Below are 20,377 nucleotides of genomic sequence, written 5' to 3' on the forward strand. Positions count from 1 at the left end.
TATGGTGAATTCTGTGTCGAATAAGATTCGGTTGTTTCACACCACTGGATTGACTACCGATTATGGTGGAAGTTACTACCACTAAAAGCGAGGGGTTGTATCACCCGTGTAGGCCCTAGTCTGTATCGTGAATTGATTGTTTTCACTTATGCATCGGTTTGATCCGAAATAATGCGTCGAAACACGGAAATTGACCCCCAATGAAATTAATGACTACAAAAAATAATGGTTCGCAAGCGCGAGTGTTAAAGCCGTATGCAGCGGCGCAGTCCTTAGGCGTAGTTCTCAGTATTCTGGCCGTGCCCAATTTCGCGCAGGCCAACAGCAGACTACTCGAAGAAGTGGTGGTGACCGCCCAGAAAAGAGAAGAAAACTCACAAGATGTCCCCATCACGATGCTAGCAATGAGTGGTGAGAAACTGGAGGCGCTCGGTGTTGAGACGACGGCGGATTTGCAAAAAATCACTCCTGGACTGACGTTTACTAAGATGTACGGCTATACCGTTATCTACTTGCGTGGTATTGGTAGTGAGTCCTTCCTACCTAATTCCGAGCCCAGTATTGCGACCTACGTTGATGATATTAACCTGGCATCTGGCCACGGCTCGCAGGATTCGATTGGTCCTATAGAGCGTATCGAAGTGTTGAAAGGGCCTCAGGGCACCTTGTATGGTCGCAGTGCAACGGGCGGCGCTATCAGTATTGTTTCTAAGGCCGTTCCTGCAGAAGGCTACGAAGGCGCTTTGACATATGGCGTCGGTAACTACGACGACCGTTATGCGCAGGCCTATGTCGCCGCAGCCCTCACAGACAGTCTTGGGGTGAGCTTTGCCTATTATGCAAATCAGCGCGAACCCACTGGCGGTACAGAAGTGCAGGGTGTGAGCCATTCAGACACGCGTGAAGACTTCACCGAAAGCTATCGTCTCAAGCTGACTCAGTACATTGGTGAAAATTTCAGCATAACCGGTATTGCCCAAAAGTCCGACTCGCAAATTGTTGATGCAATTCGCAATGAGAACATAGTCGCTACAGGTCTGACGACGGGCGAGGCCTCAACGCCTGACCGTATTGCTGAGAACGACAAATACGGGCTGGTAAGGTCAGAATCAGAACTGCTGGGGCTTATCGTTAAGGGCACCGCTGGGCCTGTCGACATGAAGTTTATTTACTCTGATCAGCATTTGCATACGTCTGAAGCAGTGACTGATTACGATGGCAGCGATGAGCAGCGGACGAGCTTTTTTACCTACGACGAACCCATAGATCAAGAAACCTATGAACTGCAATTTAGTTCGAACTCAGAAAGTTGGATGTCCGATCGCTTGTCGTGGCTTGCTGGCTACTATCACTTGGAAGGTGGCGGCGGCTTTGATCGGTTTTTCTATGAGCTATCGCCGGCTTTGGCAACCAGCTTGGTTACCGACGCGGTAGGGGTTCCTGCGTTATTAGGTAACTTACTCACTAATTTGGTATCTCAGCCGGTTTATCTAGAAACGGGTGGAAAAATCACCATTGAATCTGATTCTGTATTTGCCGAGACAAACTTTGCGTTTACTGATCGGCTTAACGCAACGTTTGGTGTGCGCTATCAGGAAGAGACACGAGGCTTAGTCGGTAACTACTTCGACGCGATTAACCCCGCATTTGGTACGCCGCCAAAATCGTATTTTGCCGGCGATGATAAAAGTAGGAATATTAATATTGCGGTGTTTGATGTGCCTGAGTTAGAAGATCAGTCAATAGCCCCACGCTTTGCGCTTCAATATTACGTAAATGACGATATTCAGATTTATACGTCTTGGTCTCGCGGATACAAGAGCCAAACCTATAATATATTGAATTTCTTCTCTGAGCCGGATGCTGTTGATAAGTCAGCGACAACTGCGGTGGAGTTAGGGGTGAAGTCAGAGCTTTTGGATGGCACGCTTCGTCTCAATGCTGCTATTTTTAAGACGGTTACCGACGACGATATTACCGCTATTGCAGGCTTAACTTCGGGTGCCATTGTTACCTTCTATAACGCCGGTGAAACAGTTACCGAAGGCGTTGAGCTAGATTTGCTTTATCAGCCACTTCCGAACCTTAATCCGGGTCTAGCGATCTCTGGTGGCGCGAGCTATATCGAGTCGGAATACGCCGAATTTCTTGAAGGGCGTGGTTATGACGAAGAAACCGGACTTTACTACGGCCCATCGTCTCGACTCGGTTTTGCCGCGCGGGACTTTTCTGGCAACGAAGTGCCACGCTCACCAAAATTCAGTTCTAACGTGTCGATCAATCAGTTTATTGGCATGGGTGAATTTGGTGATCTGGAAATTGGCGTAGGCTACGCGTTTAAAGATAGCTACTTCTTTACAGCGTCGAATAATCCTCGCGCGAGACAGCCCCAGTATGAGCTCTTTGATGCTCGAATTAGTTGGATTTATGAGCCTCAGGGATTAACACTGAGTGCTTACATAAACAACATCAAAGATGAGCAGTATTATGCTCAGTTAACTGAAAATGACTACGGTGTGCACGGTAATTTTGGTGATCCTAAAACCTACGGTCTGAAGCTAAAATACGAGTTTTAATGTACGCAGTTAGGGGGTTAGTTTTAGTAATAATGCGATGTCTACAATTATCAATTCTAAAGTGATGTTGATAAAAATATATTCTAAAAATTAATATGAGGGTTTAACTGTTATGAATAATATTAAGAAAATGGTTTTAGCTGGAATAATGGTGTTGCCGTCTTTTGGTTTTGCTGAGTCTTCGGCGGGGGTGGGGGTTCCCGTAATGGGGGTGATAAATCAAGCCGGTGGTCTGTTGACTAGTATGGCCGCTGGTAATATACCTAGTTTTGGCTTAGATACGCTGCCTGTGGATTCCTTGGCGGTTTGGGGTAGTCTTTCGGCTTTAAGTAACGGCTCGCCCAGCATTGAAATGCTACCCATCGATCCTGGGTCATTGTCGGCTTTTGGGTCTTCAGGGGAAGTCGTGTCTGAATTACTGTCTAGCCGAATTTATATTTTGATTGATTTTGTTGGCAGCGTTTCAGGCTTGGATGCAGAGCAATATCATTCCGGAGTAGGATCTCCGGTTGATTTATTGACGGTAAGTCCTATTTAGTTTGCTGATAAAAAATTTGGTCAGAGCGCAAGAATTTGACTGCAAATAGGCTTTTTGCGATTTCAAGCCTGACTTAATCGGCTTTGCTGGGCCAAGCGATCTGGACCTGGCCTCTTTACTGGTGGTCAGTTCATGGCTGCCGGTAGCTTGTTTTTATGTGTTGTCGGAGCGGAATTCGCTTTATTCTTCTCTCAGGACAAATAGCCGAGGAAGTAATGTTTACGGTTTATGTTTCCCCTTGATCTGATAATAATCAGCGGCACAAATCGTGTGTTATTAAGGTCGTTAAAAGTTATAATTTCCTCTAAAAATACGCTGTTATTCAAGGGGTAGATATAATGAAAATTCTAAGAACATTTTTGCTCGTCTCGACTGTAGCGATATACGTAATTACGGTTATAGCTTCATTAGGCCAAGGACTGAACTGGCCGGCGGTCGCTATAGAAGACGTACTCGCGCTTGGGTGGCGGAGTCAGTTTGATATAGATTTTTTGATCCACTTGTTCTTACTTGCTACATGGGTTGTTTGGCGCGAAGCGGCTGGCACTAAAGCGTATGTATTTGGGTTTCTCAGTATTGTTATGGGCGGAATGTTCAGTTTCCCGTATATCCTATTTGCAACATACAAGGCTGGAGGCGATCCGAAAAAACTACTCCTAGGTGTTCATGCGCGGTAGTGAATCTAATCACTGAAGCCAATCGTTTTCCTTGCTAGGGCCGGTTAAGTCGGCCCTTTAGTTTGATCGTTAAGGTGGTGGATAAATCTACTGAGTTTCATCTGAGTCAGCATTTGTTATGGCCTGTTTGTTACCAGAATGAAAGCTCATTTTCTTGTTTTAAAAGCGGCGGCCTCTTATTCGATGTAGCGTGAACCGTTTTTGGATGAATCGGCAGGATGAAATATCCAGCGGCGAATCAGATGATGCGATCGAGATCATTATTGAAAATCGAGCAGCCATGACTCACTGTCTGGCTGCTTTTACTTATGTATTAGATGTGCTCATAAGTCTATGATGTCGGCTTGGCCACGCCGAGTATTTCAGCCATTTTGTCATGGTTGATAGATAGTACATCGCCACCGGCTTTCTCGTAGCGGCGCCAGGCGATTTGGATCGAGGTTTTTTTGCCGGTAACCAGCTTGTGACTGCGAGGGTGGTAATTTCGTTTAAACACCGGCAGTGCACTTATTAGAAAGCGAACTAGCAAATAGCCGCAAAATCCCATTTCTTTTATGCCGCGTAAGGGATTACGCCAGTAGCCTTCTACTACCGTCATTGTGGTGTAACACTTAATCGTTTCACTGGCGATGTGGACAAGTGCTGCGAGTACCATCCACTTGCGGTACCACTCGTCGTCACCGTAAAGGTCTTTGTATACTTCAAAGGCCACGGCGCCGTGTTCGACCTCTTCAACTTGATGCCATACCCATAGTGCTTTCATGACGGGATCGCTGTCTTTCATCCAGTGATCGTAATTTTCTAGCACAATGAGGCCGGCCAAAAAGGTGAATGTTTCGTAGCCAGCGGTATACCCTACTTTACGTTTGAGTGAGTCGGACTTGATGTGCGAATCAAAAAACTTGCGAGCGCCGTCGTCTAGTTTGGCAATTTTGGGGTATCGCTTTGCCAGCCACTTGTTGCAGTGCAGAAAGTTCTTAGCGTGTTGAGCTTCTTGGCCGGTGATGGCCGCCATATCATGCTTTAATTTTTCATCGCTTATTTTATCTTTCGCTTCCAGCATGGTTTTTACCAGATAACGCTCAAAGTGTGGCACATGCACGCCAAGTGCGTTTATGAACATTGAAAACTGGCGACTCGATCGACTCCATAAGGGGTCTTTTAGTTGAATATTGTCGAAATTGAACGCCAGTCGTCGTACTGGGAAATTGTCCATGGGGTGTGTGTCTGTTTCTGTTGCGCTGGTGTAGTTCATAACATCTCCCTGCTGCGAGTGCCTATAAATGGCGAGCTGGAAGGCTCGCCACTATTTTGCCGCTTAGTTATAGCGATAAGTAAGTTCTAGGCCGTAACTTCTTGGCGGCCCCTGTTGAAAATAGTCGAAGCCAAAGCCTGCTTGTAAATTGATGGCGTAGCCGTCGTATTCTTGGTCAGCTAGGTTTTTGGCCCAAAGCGATATTGAGTAGGTGTCGTCGGCAGAGCGCCAGCTAAGTCGCGTGTTGACCAGTGCGTAGGCGTCTTGCTTGATATGCTCGTAGCTCGCGTCGTCGTTGTAGGCGCTGTACCACTGTCGGCTCTGATAGTTGGCGTTGATGTTTAACGAGAGGTCGCCACTATTAAGTCGTAAAACAGCGTAGTCTACTGAGATATTACCGCTAACTTGCGGCGCTGAAATTAGCTCGTTGCCGGACAAGTCAACCGTGTCGTCTGGATTGTTCAGCGTGCGCGTATCCGAGAGTTCGAGTTCTGTGTATTCGGTTTTTAATAGACCTAAGCCAATATTCACCATAAGTCGCTCAGAGAGTGCCATGGTGAATTCCGCCTCGGCGCCTAATATTGTGGAGCCACCGGCATTTTCAAGAAAGTTGGACACGCCAACCACATTGATAAATTGCTGGTTGCTGTAATCGTAGAAAAATAAGGCGGCATTGAGGCGCGCGGAGCCATCGAGCAAGTCAGATTTAAACCCCAATTCATAGGAGTCGATAAACTCCGGTTCGGCATAGGAGTTTTCGAAATCCCGGACTTCATAATACACGCCGCCATTGAAGTTGCCGGCGCGATAGCCTTTGCTATAGCTCGCATAGAGCATGAGGTCGTCATTGACGGTGTAGTCGACGCCAAGCTTGCCGGTGACCTCTTGCTCTTTAGCGGACTGTTGTGGCGCTGAGTCAGTGGTATAGGGGCCGTGGGTATAACCGGCGGGCTGCCCTGAGGGAGCAAGGTCATTGGCGTCGACACTGCCATTTAATATATCGCCGATGAGTTGCACAACTTCCAGTGGGCCGCGGCCGCCAACGCTCGGTGCGATAAAGGGTTCGTCGGCACCGGTGGTATTGCCGGGCACCCATGTGCCGATCGGTTCGCCGTCATAGTTGAAGCGCGACACGTTTAGGTATTCAAGATCGACTTCGTCAACGGTATAACGCAGGCCGACGTCGAAGCCCAGTTTATCGCTGGCATCGAAGCGAAACTGCGTGTACGCCGCATAGCTGGTTTTGTCGGTAATCATTTTTTGGTCGACGCCACCAAAATCAAGCAAGAATGGGTAGAACGCAGCGGCGCCAGGGAAGGTTACCGCAACGCGAAGGTCCGGTGGCGTTTCGTAAATTTCATAAATATTGTGCATGTCCTGAAATTCAGTGGCGAAATAGAGACCGGTAATAAAACTAACGGGGCCGCCGAAGTCACCGGCCACTCGGAGGTCTTGACTGAATGCGTCGGTTTCTACAGCCCAGCGAATATGTAGCAAGCCGTCGGGGCCACCGTCTGTATTTTGCTTTTGACTGTAATCAGCTTCGCTATAACTGGTGGTGCTGGTGAATGTGTAGTTGTCGGTGACATGGTCAACGCGCAAAATTCCCTGCTCATTGTCAACAATAAGCGCGCCGGTATAGTCGTCTTGTACCTCGTGCCGGTCTAGGTTCTGTGCAGGCCGTGAATAGCCGGTGTTATCGATATAGCCATTATCAGGGTGGCTAGACACGCCCACGCCGCCGGTTTCAAGCGCGGTGACCGCGACCGGGTCATTTTCGAGGTTCCCGCGTGGTTCATTGCGTGAGGCATTCGCACGGGAGTCGTTGCCGCTGTTGGTGTATTTAAATGTGACGATAGTGGATGCCGCAGGAACCCACTCAAGAGAGAGGCGGGCACCCTGAAAATCCAGCTGAGATAGATTGGGGCCACCAAGGGCGTTTTTAACGTAGCCGTCATTGCGCGACGAGGAGTAGCCGAGGCGAACCGCTAAGACATCGTCGATAAGCGTGTCTTCAACACCGAATTCGCCCGTCGTCGCGCCATAATTGCCGAGCCCCGCTTTCATATTAAAGCCAAAGTCATCGCCGACATTGGCCGTATTGGTAATGATGTTGACCGCACCGCCGGTGGTATTTTTGCCGTAGAGGGTGCCCTGCGGTCCACGCAGCACTTCCAGTCGCTCGACATCAAAGAAGTTCATGCCATGGGTGTAAGTTGCGCCCATATACATTTCGTCGGTGTATACGCCAATAGGGCTGGCTTGGTTTGAACTGTAGTCCGACATGCTTACACCGCGTATAGAGAAAATCGGCTGAACATCTCCGTAGGGACCGCTTACTTGCATATTAGGCACTTGCGCCGAGATGTCATTGGCATTTTGGAAACCAAATTTTTCCAGAGAATCGGCGGTCATACCGGTTATCGCGATTGGCGTATCTTGGGTACTCGCCGAGGTTTTCTGGGCCGTCACAATGACTTCTTCTAGCTGTTTGGATTGCGCCGCATTAGCCGCCGCCAATACGGCGATGGCCAATACGGATAAGGATAGTTTGGGACGTTGAGATACAGTCATAATTTTTATTTTCACCCTAATTAGAATGTTATTTTAATTATTACGATTAGCGCATTTTTTACTGTAGGTCGTTTTTGCGGTGCTTAGCCCCCCATCATTGTAATTAACCGGCGAGCAATCGGCCCATACGGTGGGTTGAGTAATTTCAGGCCGGTAAAATCGCCAAATCCTCGCTGTGTAAATACGGGTTTCATGTGGGAGAACGTGCGGAAGCCCTCCCAACCATGATAGCTTCCAAAGCCACTATTGCCAGTGCCACCGAAGGGTTGCGCGACCTGCAGGTATTGCAGCAATACATCGTTCACCGTAACGCCGCCAGAGTGGGTTTGCCGCAATAGGCGGTCTTGCTCTGATTGTGAGTTGCTAAAGTAGTAAAGCGCCAGTGGTCGGTCGCCCGCATTGATACGGCTGATGCAGTCGTCGAGCCCGTCGGTTTCAATAACCGGTAGCAAGGGGCCGAAAATTTCTTCCTGCATAATTCGGCTGTCGCTGGGAGGATTGAGTACCAGTGTTAGCGGAAATTTACGCCGTGCCTTATTGGTATCGCTGGCTTGCTCTAGCGGAATGATGGTTGCGCCTTTGGCGGCAGCGTCGTCGAGTATGGCGGTCAGGCGATTGGCATTACGCTGGTCAATGATCGCGGTGTAATCTTCTGAGCTGGCCCCCGTCGGCAGCAGGTCTACGTATTTTCGGCCCATCCAGGTGACGAAGTCGTCGATCTTGCCTCTGGGCAGTAATATGTAATCGGGCGCCACGCAGGTTTGGCCGGCATTAAATAATTTACCGAAGCTGATCCGGCTGGCGGCGACCTCCATTGGGTAGTCTTTGGCGATAATTACCGGGCTTTTGCCACCTAATTCTAGGGTTAAGGGGGTTAGGTTCGGCGCTGCGGCGGCCATGACCTTACGTCCAACGTTGCTTGAACCGGTGAACAGCAGGTGGTCAAAGGGCAACTCAGCAAATTGCGAAGCCGCTTCGGCAGCGCCGCCGACGACGGCAACTTCGGACTCGTCAAATGCCTTGGCAAGAATGGTCTTGAGAAGCTTGGTGGATTCGGGAGTGTATTCCGACATCTTGATCATCACGCGGTTGCCCGCGGCTAGCGCAGATGCAAGTGGCGCAACGGCAAGATTAATTGGGTAGTTCCAGGGCGCCATAATGCCCACCACACCAACAGGTTGGGCTTGAATTCGATTACTGCCCGGTAAAAACCAAATCGATGTGCCGCGGCGCTGGGGGAGCATCCATTTGGCTAGGTGTTTACGGGCATAGCGAATATGGATGACACTGCCGCTGATTTCGGCCAGGCGTGTTTCGTCCGGGCTGCGATGCCCAAAATCGGCGTTTAAGGCCGCGATAATTGCATCGCGGTGACTTAATAGCAGATCTTCAAGGGTCTTCAATTTGTACTGCCGATCCTGATATTCAGGGTAGCGGCTATTTGCATAGGCAGTTTTTTGCGACTGGAAGATGGCCTCGAAGTCACTGGTGGTCACGGTCTTATCTGTATCTTCTATGGTGTTGCTCATAATATCCTCGCTCAGATCGGCGTAATTTAGCTTTTCCCGCTATTTACCAGATGACTCATACTCTGGCTCAGATAGCAGTAAAACCGCAGTTGCCCAGATCGAGGTGACGGCAGCAAGAATGGCTGGAATATACGCCATGGCGCCAGCGAGACTTGCCTCGCCGAGGCGGTTTGCTTCGATGCTTAAACCGTGATTCGGCGCGAACATGCCAAATAAGTAAAAGCTGAAATTACCCCAAATGGCGATGGCGAAGCTGAGGAATATACGGCGCGCACGAACGTCGGATATGTAGACAGTGCGCATAACAAGGCCAATGGCCAGTGCCATAATCCCATTCATTAGGGTGCCAACGTGGAGTATTCGCCAGCCCGAGCTAGGCCCTGGCAGTTCGAATTGAAAGAACACCGGAATGGGGCTTATGGACGCGCCGCCGACCATGGAGAAGGCCAGTAAAAAGCCGCCTAAAAGTCCGACCAGCATTGCTGTGAGGCCGTGTTTGATTAATCGATTGGAGTAGAAAGCTCGCATTATGTTTTCCTCTGTTATTATTACTGGCGTTAGCTAAACGTAGCCTAAATATAGGCGGTACGGTGTATTCGCCGAATATGATCAGTTAGAGCATAAGCGTAGTAGAGTGCTGGTGCATGCGAACCAATCTTTAGTACGGTTTGACGTATTGGGCTGGCGAGGAGAATAAGCAGGCTTGGATTGCCGTGAAATAGGCCCTAAAAAAATATAGCAAGCTGGGATTGAATTGACGGATATTATCGAGACAAAACTAAATCCGCCGTATATTCGTCAAAAACGGATGAATAGAGGGGGGATTACTAAGCGGGTGGCCCACGAGGCTGACTCCATGCACATTGTGAGTGTGGTGGCGCCAGCGGGTTCCGGTAAATCGACATTGCTGGTGGAGCTTCATGAGCGCTACCGTTTGGAGGGCTTCGCCTGCAGTTGGTTGAATCTTGAAAGCAGTGATGATGATCCCGCGCGCTTTGCCCTGTATATCGCCTCGGTACTGCGCACGATAGACAAGCCCTTTGCTGAGCGAAGTCTGGCGTTCGTGAAGTCAAATGCCTCGGCAGATTTAAAGCCTTTTTTCGATTCTATTATTCAGTATATCGCCGCCACTGAACTGCGTTTCGCCTTGTTTGTTGACGACTTTCACGTGTTGAAACACCCCGATATATTGCATTTCTGGGCGCAATTTATCGCCTATGCACCGGCGAGTTTGCGCACGGTTATCGCCTCGCGGGCTAAGTTACCGTTAGATTTAAGTCGCCTCAGAATTGCCGGCGGTATTTTCGAAGTCGCGCAGAGTGATCTTAATCTCAGCGTACAAGAAACCATGCAATTCATGAAGGAGCAGCATAACGTTGAGCTCTCTATGCATGCGGTGCAACTCCTGCACGAACGAACTGAAGGTTGGATGGTGGGCCTGCAGTTAGCAGGAATGACGATTAGTCGGTCTGACCGTAACAAGGAGGAGATTATTCGCGGCTTCTCTGCGCGGGACCGAAACTTACAAGAATATTTGTTCGAGGCGGTATACGGTTTACAAGACGCGGCGACGCAGCATTTTTTATTGCGCACTGCGCCACTTAACCGTTTTTCTGCAGAATTGTGCAATGTGGTCACCGGCGGGCATGACGGCCACGGCCGCTTGGCACAATTAGAAGCCGACAATTTGTTTATTATTCCGCTGGACCGCGAGGGCCGTTGGTATCGTTATCACCACCTTTTTTCTGAATATTTGCTTAGCCAATTAATAAAAATAGATCCCGCGCAAAAGCAAGAAATCTGCGAGTACGCGGCAGACTGGTGTATTAGCGAAGGCTTGGTGCTTGAGGCCATACAGTATTGTTTGGATGCGGCGTATTTTGAAAAAGCGACCGACTTGATTGCCGAACATGCCAAGCGTATTGCTATTGGTGAGGGTAACCATTCAATTATTTTTGAATGGATGCAGAAACTGCCAAAGGAATATCAATATCGTCGCCCGGAAATATTATTGCATCACGCTTGGTCCCGGGCCTTTACCCGTGACGGTGTTGGTATTGCGGTGGCGATATGCGCGGAATTTGAAGCGCTATTGGCAGATTCTGCCGCAAGCTCATGGGCGTTAAGCGCTGAGGAGGTGCTGTCTCTTGTACATCTTTCTAATGTTATCCGCTGCATAAGCTTGGCATGTTTAGAAGATTTTGAGGCTTGTAATGCGGCGTCTATAGCTTTGCTAAAAGCACTTCCTCGCGATGAGCATATGTTAGTGGCCTCGGCGTCAGTGGCGACTGCGTTTTGCCATTACCTACAGCAGAACTTAAGTCTTGCGCTAAGTGCAGCTGGCGATGCTTATGTGTATGGCCGTAAAGGTGAGAGCGCTTATGCCGCTGTTTGGGGTGATTTTGTGGCGTGCATGAGCAATATTGAGCTTGGCCGGATTCAGTTGGCGCAAGCGAGTGCACACCGCGCCGAGCAGACCGTGGGCGAGGTGCTGGGCGGCGGTCAGGTAGCCGCGCTAGCCGCGCTTGCCCGGGCTGAAGTTGACTGCCAGCGCTGTGATTTTGATCACTTAGAGCGGGAGCTGATTGATAGTCGTGTTATTACGACTATTTCGAATTCGCCAGAACCCCTGCTCATCGCGCGGCGTAGCGAAGCGCGCTACCGGCTGTGGATTGGCGAGTACGCCGCGGCGTGGCATGTCTTGCAGCAGGGGCAGGATCTTGCGCTAACCCTCGATATACCCCGATTGTATTTTGCCTTTATCGCCGAGGAGATTGAGCTGCAGCTACATTGCGGCGATGTTTCCGCAGCGCGAGATACTGCGCGACGGACCGATATATTAAACCGTGATAATGCACTCATTGATCGTCGGCATGAGTCCGCCATTGTGGAATGCATAGATTTGACGGCAGTGCGTCTTAGTCTCGCTGAGCAGCGTAGCGAGGAGGCGCTTAAACTAATCAATGTCCTTTTGCGCAGGGCGCAGCGTGAGGGGCGCTTAACGTTAGCGCAGCAGTTGCGCGCAATGAAATCACTGGCGCTCTGGCAATTGGCGAAAGAGGCAGAGGCCATCCGTGAGCTTGATCACGCGGTCAGTGCTGCCATGGCTGAAATGCATATATACCCATTGTATCGAGTTGGCGCTAGGCTTTTGCCCATTCTCGGGCGACTTGGCAGTACCCGCGATGGTGAGCTGAATACTAAAGCTCAGTTTGTTTCGCAATTAACGAGCATGCTCGGTGGCACTGCTCAGTGTGGCGTCGATTCGTCGCCGTCGCCGGAGCTTGTTGAGCCGTTAACTGATCGTCAGCTAGAAATTCTGCGTCTGATTGGAACCGGGCTAGGTAATAAGGCACTCGCAGAAGAATTACATATCAGCCTGTCGACCGCTAAATGGCATGTGCACAATATCTTTGACAAATTGGGTGTTAAAAATAGAACTGCCGCGGTTGCTTATGCGCGGAATAATAATCTTATTTAGCCTGATTCCTACCGATTTGATTACAGTGCAATACCGCGGTATGTCTAGGTTGTTCGGTATTTCTGTTGCACCTTGTCTCTGTTGTTTTCTCCGTGTTGGCACGTATAAGCGCGCTAGGTGCCATTCTGGGCTATAACTACATCTGCTGTTGTTGAATGACTTTGTAGCGGTGCCTGGGGCTCAAAACGGGGAGGAACTTGTCTTGTAATGAATAGCATTCGTCCATAAATGATAGGCCCATCACCGCTAATCTAATAAAAATGCAAACCGCGACAAGAAAATACAATAAGGAGTAACGCTGTGATTGATCTAACGTTTGTTGAGCATAACGGTGAACGCCATTCTGTTAGTGCTCAGCAGGGCACCAATCTTATGCAGGTGGCTATCGACAACGCTATACCGGGCATCGATGCCGACTGTGGTGGTTCTTGTGCTTGTGGCACCTGTCACGTGCGCGTTGCTCAAGAGTGGTTGAGCAAAGTGGGTAGCCCCGGTGAGAGCGAAGCCCTTATGTTGGAAATGACGCCTGAAAACGACGAGAGTTCGCGGCTGGCCTGCCAAATTACAATTGAGCCGGAAATGAGCGGCATGATTGTGGAAATCCCCGAATTCCAAATGTAAGACCAAATAAAAATTGGAGTAATTGCTATGACAAATGCAGCCTTGCAGGAAAATGCGCCACTACCCGATCCCTATAGTTTGCCGCTAGAGAGCATCAATCTTAGCGACCCCTATTTGTATTCTCAGAACCGTTGGGGCGATTATTTTCGCCGAGTCCGTGATGAAGATCCGGTCCACTATCAGAAAGAAAGCCCGTTCGGTCCTTTTTGGTCAATAACCCGGTTTGAAGATATTGTCGCAGTTGATACCAATCATGAAGTGTTCTCGTCTGAGCCCTTCATTATGATCGGCGACCCAGATGATAGCATTCCGGTCTCTAATTTCATTTCCATGGACCCGCCTAAGCACGATGAACAGCGCGCAGCGGTTCAGTCGGTGGTGGCGCCGCGAAATTTAGCGGCGATGGAAGACTTAATCCGCGAACGCATTGGCGCAATTCTCGATAATCTGCCCGTAGACAGAAGTTTTGACTGGGTTTCCAGTGTGTCTATGGAGCTGACCTCACAAATGCTGGCGACCATTTTCGACTTTCCCTATGAGGAACGCCATAAACTGGTGTATTGGTCAGATATGGCTACCGGGGCGCCGGAGCTGTCTGGTGGTAATGCCTCGCAGGAAGAACGTTTCGCCGCCTTACATGACATGGTTAACTCATTTGGGGCGCTGTGGGAGCAAAAATCCGCGTCGCGCTTGGCAGGTAATCCGATTGGTTTCGATTTGATCAGCTTAATGGAATCCAATGAAGACACCCGTGACATGATGACGCGTCCGGCTGAATTCATGGGTAATTTGGCTTTGCTTATTGTGGGCGGTAATGACACTACGCGAAACTCGATTAGCGGCAGTGTGCTTGCTATGAATCAGTTTCCCAAAGAATTTGATAAGTTGCGCGCCAATCCAAAACTTATCCCCAACATGGTGTCGGAAATTATCCGTTGGCAAACCCCTTTGGCGCATATGCGTCGGGTCGCTACGTGCGATACCGAGTTGGGTGGCAAGCTGATTAAGAAAGGCGACAAAGTCGTGATGTGGTATATCTCAGGCAATCGCGATGAACGCGTGATTGAAAATCCAGATCAGGTCATTATTGATCGCGCAAAAGCACGGCACCACTTGTCCTTTGGTTTTGGTATTCATCGTTGCATGGGCAATCGCCTGGGTGAGATGCAGTTGCGAATCACTTGGGAAGAAATTCTTAAGCGCTTCGATGATATTAAAGTAATGGAGGAGCCAGAGCGGGTGCACTCAAACTTTGTGTTTGGTTATAGCTCAATGCAGGTGAAACTTACTCCTAAGGCGAAATAAGCTTTACTCAACATTGCTTCGCTGAATAGGCCTGCTGATTCATTGTGCGCATATCTTCATTTGGAAGAAACGCACGGTGATTTTGGTGGGCTTTTTTGTGGGCAAAACGCGTGTCGATAACGATAGTGATTGGCGGCAGCGAGGTGTATAGCGCTACTGCGCGCTGCGGAATTGCTTTGGCGTTTGCCCAGTCGAGCCTTTGAAGGCGCGGGAAAAATTAGAGTCGCTATTGTAGCCGCAAATATGGGCAATCTTGCATATAGGGTATTCGGTGCTTTCCAGTAGGAGCTTGGCGTAATCTACCGACACCTGCTGTTTTATTTCCGCAAACGAACTTTCTTCATTGTGTAGGCGCCGAGCCAGTGTGCGCTCAGAGATGTTCATTTGCTCGGCGATTTGGCAAATGCTGGTCGATTGGCTATTTGCCAAACGCAGCTGAAGGTATTTCTTTACTTTGCTGCTTGTCGATACGTTGGACACAGAGTGTGAGGTGCTTTTTAAATTGCAGTACACCTCGTTAAAGGTCGACAGATTGTGGGTGTAAAGTGGTTGGCCAAGATGGTGTTTTTCGAAAATAACTTCCATTGTTTTTTTGGAGAACAGAAACTTCGCTTTAAAGTAGCTCTCATAATCGGCTATTTCGCCCAGCGGTTCATGGCTGTGATGCACTTGAATTGGTGGATCACTGAATTGCGCGAAGTGCCGTAGATTCAAAAAATAGCCGCAAACCGCCTCATCCAATAAAAACTGAACATCCCCAAAGTCCATAGCCGGTTTTATAATGATATGGCATCGTCCACCTACATCTAGGCGCTCGAAACGATAAGCTGGCATCACGGTGTGAGCAAACTCGATCATCACTTCCAATGCTTGATGAATATCTTTTGCTGTAAACGACGCCAGCCCAAACATTCCTCCTGGCACGGTGATCGGTATATAGTCGGCGAGCTGAACTGACAGCGGTGAACCGGGGCGGGCAATATCTTTACAGCAGCGCAGCGTTTCGCGTAACTGCCATCCACTAATATGAAGTTCGCTGCGGGAAACCTGCTCGGGTGATATCTTGCAGCGTTGATACAAGGCCGATTTGTTTAGCTTTCGGCAGGTGTAAAAGTTCTCTGCCAAATCCAGTAAGGCAATCGGAAAAATCGGTGTTTGAAAGGACGGTGTCGCTTCCGATTCACTTGTCATCGCTGTCTATCTATATGAAATGAATGAGCTGGGTCGCGCTGGCGCTTATTATTCTCTCTCATATAAGCCTACGCCGCCCTGGTGAATATACCGTGGGTACTGAATTCAGTCTACAGGCTTCCCGAAATCATCGTGATTAGCAGCTGATATGGTGCTAGTGGAGGGTAACTAGGTGGTTTGTGTGAGTGCAAGTGTTCACTAACATGGGGTGCTGGGTGATCTTCGCTTCAAAATATGCTGCGTCAGCAAATATCCGAGAAGCACGTTCGGCTGAGATCGGAAACCTAGTCTGCGCGAGGTCCCCGATTTTGAGGTGACAGCGGAACTCGGTCACATAACGCCGCTAAGAAGCGCATCGCTGTCCTTTTTTGAATGTTTCTGACCGCAAATAATAAGAACATTCGGCTACGCTGCACGCATATAACAATTCCAATATGCTTTAGCGAGGACAATTAATAATGTTAATGAAACGGAGTAAGGCCGGTTCGGCGATTTATGCAGGTCTTTTTGTTGTCTCTAGTGCTGCGGTCGCGGCTCCTCAATTAGAAGAAGTAATGGTTACCGCCCAGAAAGTATCGGCGAGCACCCAAGATACCCCAATTGCAATCACCGGTATGTCGGAAAACCAGCTGGAAAAATTTGGTTTCTCCAGTGCCAATGATATTTCAGCACAAGTACCCAATATGCAGGTCAGTGGCCCCTACGGCGATGTGCAGCCCATATTCTCTATTCGTGGCGTTAGCATGTCTGACTACAGTTCTAACCAGGCGAGCCCGATTGGGGTGTATAACGATGAAGCCTATCTAGGCGCGGTATACACCCACGGCATGAGCTTTTTTGACGTAGAGCGTCTTGAAGTTTTGCGTGGCCCGCAGGGCACTTTATACGGTAAGAACACCACGGGTGGCGCCATCAATATTGTTACCAAGACCCCGCAAATTGGTGAAACCACCGCCTATAACGCCAAACAGGGTATACGTAATTACGGCGGCCACTCTGGTGACTATGGGGTTGAAGGCACGTTACTGGAAGATACCTTAGCGGCGCGCTTGGCCTATTCCTATTTGCGGCGCGATGGCTATTTTGAAAATGCCTTGGGCGGGCCCGATTTATCCCAGCAAGACTTTCAGGCCGCGCGACTGGTTGTGAACTGGGCGTTGTCCGATTCGACCAGTATGGTATTAAAGTACTCTAAGGCGCGAAATGACGCTTTAGGTAGCCCGAGCCGCAATGAACCACGCGGCGACCTCTCCAAAAATCCTGAACTGGTGACCGCCTTAGAAACCTCCGGTGTGGGAACCTATAACGACAAGCCAAATAACGGCTATATCGACAACACGGGGTATTCCCGTCCGGCAAAAAACCTAGATTACTACGAGGTTGAAGATAACTTTACCGGTGCACTTGTCGTTAATTCTGACCTACTGGTGAATAAGATTGAATACATTGGCGACAGTTATACGCTGACTGCCATAACCTCACTTGCACAGTCAGATTACGAACAAGCCCAGAATGTTGACGGTAGCCCCGACGAGCTACTCGAAATCAATTGGGCAGTGGAAACCCAGGCATTTAGCCAGGACTTACGGTTTTCAACGACCTTCAAGGACGATTTTGATTTGATCGCCGGCGCCTATTACGCCACCGAAGATATGCAGTTGCACAATATGTATCGGCTCTATGAGACGCCACCAGACACCCGAGCAGCCGCTACGTTTCCGGGCGTAACCGGATATTACCCATACTTGCTCGATTTTGGTGTGCTCGACCAAAAAATGGATACCGAAAAAACCAGCTACGCACTCTATTCTCAGCTGCGCTGGAATATTACCGCGAACCTCGGTATGGACTTTGGTATTCGCTACACCGATGACCAAATCGATCTTAGTTATTTAAATATTTCGAGATTAGGTTACGACGGCACGCCGCGCGGTACCTATGTGCCGGGCAATACCACCGGCGTCGATAATATCTTTATCCCTGCCAATGTTGGCGGTCAAAGCCCAATTGAGCCGGGCCTGCTATTGGCTGAATTACTCAGTGGTAATATTGGTCTCGATGAGCTGCTGCTAACCGCGCAGACCGGCTATACCCACGGCCCCTATACCACTGATTCCGCCACGCCGCTAAGTGCTCACGAGCAGGAATGGACTGGGAAAATTGGCCTCGACTATCGCTTCAATGACGAGCTGATGGTGTATACCAGCTATAGCCGCGGCTTTAGAGCGGGTAACTTTAATGCGGGTGTCTATTACGAAGAGCGCGAGTTTGAAGATGCTTATGCTGCGCCAGAGTTTCTTGATGCCTATGAGCTTGGCTTTAAGGCAGACCTATGGGATCGCCGCGCTCGTATAAACAGTGCGTTTTTCTATTACGACTATACCAATCAGCAGTTTATTAATGTTGTTGGTGTTTCTAACTTTTTAGAGAATGCCGGTGGCTCAAAAATATTCGGGTTTGAATCTGAAATGTATTTTGCACTTACCGAAAAACTGACCGTGCAGCTTGGCCTCGGTATTTTGAAAAGCGAATACACAGAACTTGAGCTTTCTAATGTGCAGACGGTAAATAACGACGACGACGTTGTTGATCTCGCGGGTAACGAGTTAATTTCTGCGCCTAAGATTAGCGCGAATATCTCAATAGATTACGAAATTCTTGCCAACAACTACGGAAATCTGAGTATGAATCTGAATGGCAACTATCAAGACGATCAGTGGTATAGCGCCTATAACGATAAGATCGGCTATGACCATATACGCCAAGATGCTTATGGATTGTATAACGCCCGATTCACTTGGTTTGGCAGTGACGAGAACTACAGTGTGGCCATCTGGGGTAAGAATCTAACCGAAACTAAATATGACGGCTATGCGATTAATCTGCAGGCAGGCTTTGGCTTTGATTACTTCCAGCAGGGCTCGCCAAGAACCTATGGTATCGAAGTGACCTATCGTTTCTGATTTTTGCGATTAATGTGCATCTGCCCACAGCCCAGGGCATCGCTTGTCGGGATGGGTATGCATACCCATTCCGACTTTTTTACTCTTAATTTAGACTTAGCCGCTGATGCAGCTGAGTCTAAATTTACAGCTTTAAAATAATGTTAATAAACCATAGCGCGGAGAATAATATGAAAAGTAAATTTAAAATAAGCTCACTCGTAGCCGGTGTTGTATTGGGATTTGCTGGCACTGCACAGGCATTGGAACTGCCGCTTATTGGTAGTGCTGGGGGCCTAGGTGCGCTGAATGATTTGCCGTTGCTGGGCAGTGGCTTGGGCGATGGCCTATTGGTTAACTCCGGTGTGCCGATCCTAAGTGATCTGCCAATAATTGGTGGCTTGCCCCTTATTGATGGCCGCGGTATTCCTGTAATACGTGATATTGACGGTGCCCTTATGTTGGCTTCTGGTGTGCTGACGGTGGTCGTCGCGAATAATAATCTTCACGGTGGTTTGCCGTTGATTGGTAGTGGCGATCTAGGCGTTGTAGACATGCTATTAAATGGTGGCCCAACGTTGAACTTCTTGGGCTTGGGTGCAGTTTTGCCGTTTTAGCGCTAAGGTTTCTCAGTTTGGCGTTTAGCTTGAATTTGCAGATTGGCGGTAGTCTCTAGGCGAGCAGTCGCTCCAGCGTCTAAACGCGCGGGTAAAGCTGCTGGTATCGGTATAGCCTAAATGCGCCGCCAGTTCGTCAATTTTCATATCGCTGTCAGTGAGTAGCTGAAACGCCATTTGCTTTCGTTCTTCCTCAACCACCGCGCGAAAGCTGGTGTTTTCAGTATCGAGTTTGCGGCGCAGCGTACGGCTAGAAATGGCCATTGCGGCGGCGACATCGTCTAAGGATGCCATTAGCCCGAGGTCCCCCAGAATTTGCTGCCTAACACGATCCGTTATCCCGCCAGATTGGCGCTGGCGTAGCTGTCGTGCACATTGGTCGGTTAAAAGACGGGCGAGATTGGCGTCGTAGGTTGGCTGAGGCTTGTCGACGAATTTTAGGGGGATGCGAATGGCATTGTAGGTGCTGTGGTAGCGTGGCGGGGTACCGCACACTGATTCGATATAGCTCGCATCCTCTAATGCGGGGCCGGTGAATTCTGTTTCCACCGTCTGGATTTCGTTTAGGCTCAATTCTTTGGCTAGGGCAATGCTCGCTGCCATATCCCGCTCTAATAAAAATTGGCGCAGGTGGGCGGGAATAAATTGCGGATTCATGCGTAAACCAAAATAGCCGTCCTGCTCAAAGGAGTTAATCTCGCAATACGCAGTACTCAGCGGCAAAAAGCGCAAGGCGGTGTTCAGCGCCTCGCGCAGGGTTCGGCAAGTTCGTAGTGAAAAACCCCAAATACCAAAGGTTGCTATGTTGTAGCAGAGACCGATTTTAAAACCGAGCGCGGGGATATTGGGCAGCGCGAGCATTAGGTTTTCAATGAGCTGCATTTCTTGTTCGCGTTCAATGAGCGCGCCACCGTCATTCAGACTGTGCTCAGAGATATCAGTACCAAATAAACAGGTTTCTAGGTCTACACCGTGATTGGCCGCAAAATTTATCATGACTTTACTAATGGCGACGGGTCGAAGTGTATTACTAATTTCCCCCATTTCTAGAGCCTGATTTGATTGTTTGCG

The 20,377-nt window shown here is 49.1% G+C and carries 14 protein-coding genes; 8 read left to right on the forward strand and 6 right to left on the reverse strand.

Annotated elements, in window-relative coordinates; genetic code table 11:
- The first annotated feature begins 209 nt into the window (after positions 1-209).
- The 3 genes from ABD836_RS13660 (at position 210) to ABD836_RS13670 (ending at position 3,791) form a co-directional block, all read left to right on the forward strand.
- Positions 210-2,576 carry a TonB-dependent receptor gene (locus tag ABD836_RS13660; RefSeq protein WP_344936894.1) on the forward strand — a complete coding sequence of 789 codons (2,367 nt, stop codon included), beginning with the start codon at positions 210-212 and terminating at the stop codon, positions 2,574-2,576.
- A gap of 112 nt (positions 2,577-2,688) precedes the next feature.
- Positions 2,689-3,114, forward strand: coding sequence for a hypothetical protein (locus tag ABD836_RS13665; RefSeq protein ID WP_344936896.1), 426 nt, complete (start codon positions 2,689-2,691; stop codon positions 3,112-3,114).
- 338 nt (positions 3,115-3,452) lie between these two features.
- On the forward strand, positions 3,453-3,791 hold the full coding sequence (locus tag ABD836_RS13670; protein WP_344936898.1) for a hypothetical protein: 339 nt from the start codon (positions 3,453-3,455) through the stop codon (positions 3,789-3,791).
- Positions 3,792-4,122: 331 nt separating this feature from the next.
- On the opposite strand, the gene ABD836_RS13675 is transcribed toward ABD836_RS13670, so the two are convergent.
- From ABD836_RS13675 to ABD836_RS13690, 4 genes are all read right to left on the reverse strand, one after another.
- The gene (locus tag ABD836_RS13675) at positions 4,123-5,046 is read right to left on the reverse strand and encodes a metal-dependent hydrolase (protein WP_344936900.1); all 924 of its coding nucleotides are present in this window, start codon (positions 5,044-5,046) and stop codon (positions 4,123-4,125) included.
- 63 nt (positions 5,047-5,109) lie between these two features.
- Positions 5,110-7,620: a TonB-dependent receptor gene (locus tag ABD836_RS13680; protein WP_344936902.1), complete on the reverse strand. Its 2,511-nt coding sequence runs from the start codon at positions 7,618-7,620 to the stop codon at positions 5,110-5,112.
- An 83-nt stretch (positions 7,621-7,703) separates the two neighbouring features.
- Positions 7,704-9,149: a coniferyl aldehyde dehydrogenase gene (locus ABD836_RS13685; protein ID WP_344936904.1), complete on the reverse strand. Its 1,446-nt coding sequence runs from the start codon at positions 9,147-9,149 to the stop codon at positions 7,704-7,706.
- Positions 9,150-9,188: 39 nt separating this feature from the next.
- Entirely contained in the window at positions 9,189-9,677 is a 489-nt protein-coding gene (locus ABD836_RS13690) for a styrene oxide isomerase (protein WP_344936906.1), read from the reverse strand.
- Between the two features lie 226 nt (positions 9,678-9,903).
- Between ABD836_RS13690 and ABD836_RS13695 the strand changes: the two genes are divergently transcribed.
- From ABD836_RS13695 to ABD836_RS13705, 3 genes are all read left to right on the forward strand, one after another.
- Positions 9,904-12,630, forward strand: a complete 2,727-nt coding sequence (locus tag ABD836_RS13695; protein WP_344936908.1) for a winged helix-turn-helix domain-containing protein — start codon at positions 9,904-9,906, stop codon at positions 12,628-12,630.
- A 300-nt stretch (positions 12,631-12,930) separates the two neighbouring features.
- Positions 12,931-13,251: a 2Fe-2S iron-sulfur cluster-binding protein gene (locus ABD836_RS13700; RefSeq protein ID WP_344936909.1), complete on the forward strand. Its 321-nt coding sequence runs from the start codon at positions 12,931-12,933 to the stop codon at positions 13,249-13,251.
- 27 nt (positions 13,252-13,278) lie between these two features.
- Entirely contained in the window at positions 13,279-14,556 is a 1,278-nt protein-coding gene (locus tag ABD836_RS13705) for a cytochrome P450 (RefSeq protein WP_344936911.1), read from the forward strand.
- 153 nt (positions 14,557-14,709) lie between these two features.
- On the opposite strand, the gene ABD836_RS13710 is transcribed toward ABD836_RS13705, so the two are convergent.
- On the reverse strand, positions 14,710-15,747 hold the full coding sequence (locus ABD836_RS13710) for a helix-turn-helix domain-containing protein (protein WP_344936912.1): 1,038 nt from the start codon (positions 15,745-15,747) through the stop codon (positions 14,710-14,712).
- A gap of 458 nt (positions 15,748-16,205) precedes the next feature.
- Here ABD836_RS13710 and ABD836_RS13715 point away from each other — a divergent pair, with 458 nt between their 5' ends.
- Both ABD836_RS13715 and ABD836_RS13720 read left to right on the forward strand, forming a co-directional pair.
- Positions 16,206-18,710, forward strand: coding sequence for a TonB-dependent receptor (locus ABD836_RS13715; RefSeq protein ID WP_344936914.1), 2,505 nt, complete (start codon positions 16,206-16,208; stop codon positions 18,708-18,710).
- A 170-nt stretch (positions 18,711-18,880) separates the two neighbouring features.
- Positions 18,881-19,306, forward strand: a complete 426-nt coding sequence (locus ABD836_RS13720; protein ID WP_344936916.1) for a hypothetical protein — start codon at positions 18,881-18,883, stop codon at positions 19,304-19,306.
- Between the two features lie 24 nt (positions 19,307-19,330).
- Here the strand turns inward: ABD836_RS13720 and ABD836_RS13725 are convergent, their stop codons facing one another.
- The gene (locus ABD836_RS13725) at positions 19,331-20,350 is read right to left on the reverse strand and encodes an AraC family transcriptional regulator (protein WP_344936918.1); all 1,020 of its coding nucleotides are present in this window, start codon (positions 20,348-20,350) and stop codon (positions 19,331-19,333) included.
- Between the last annotated feature and the right edge of the window lie 27 nt (positions 20,351-20,377).

This window comes from Zhongshania borealis, from assembly GCF_039539625.1.
GTDB classification, from domain to species: domain Bacteria; phylum Pseudomonadota; class Gammaproteobacteria; order Pseudomonadales; family Spongiibacteraceae; genus Spongiibacter; species Spongiibacter borealis.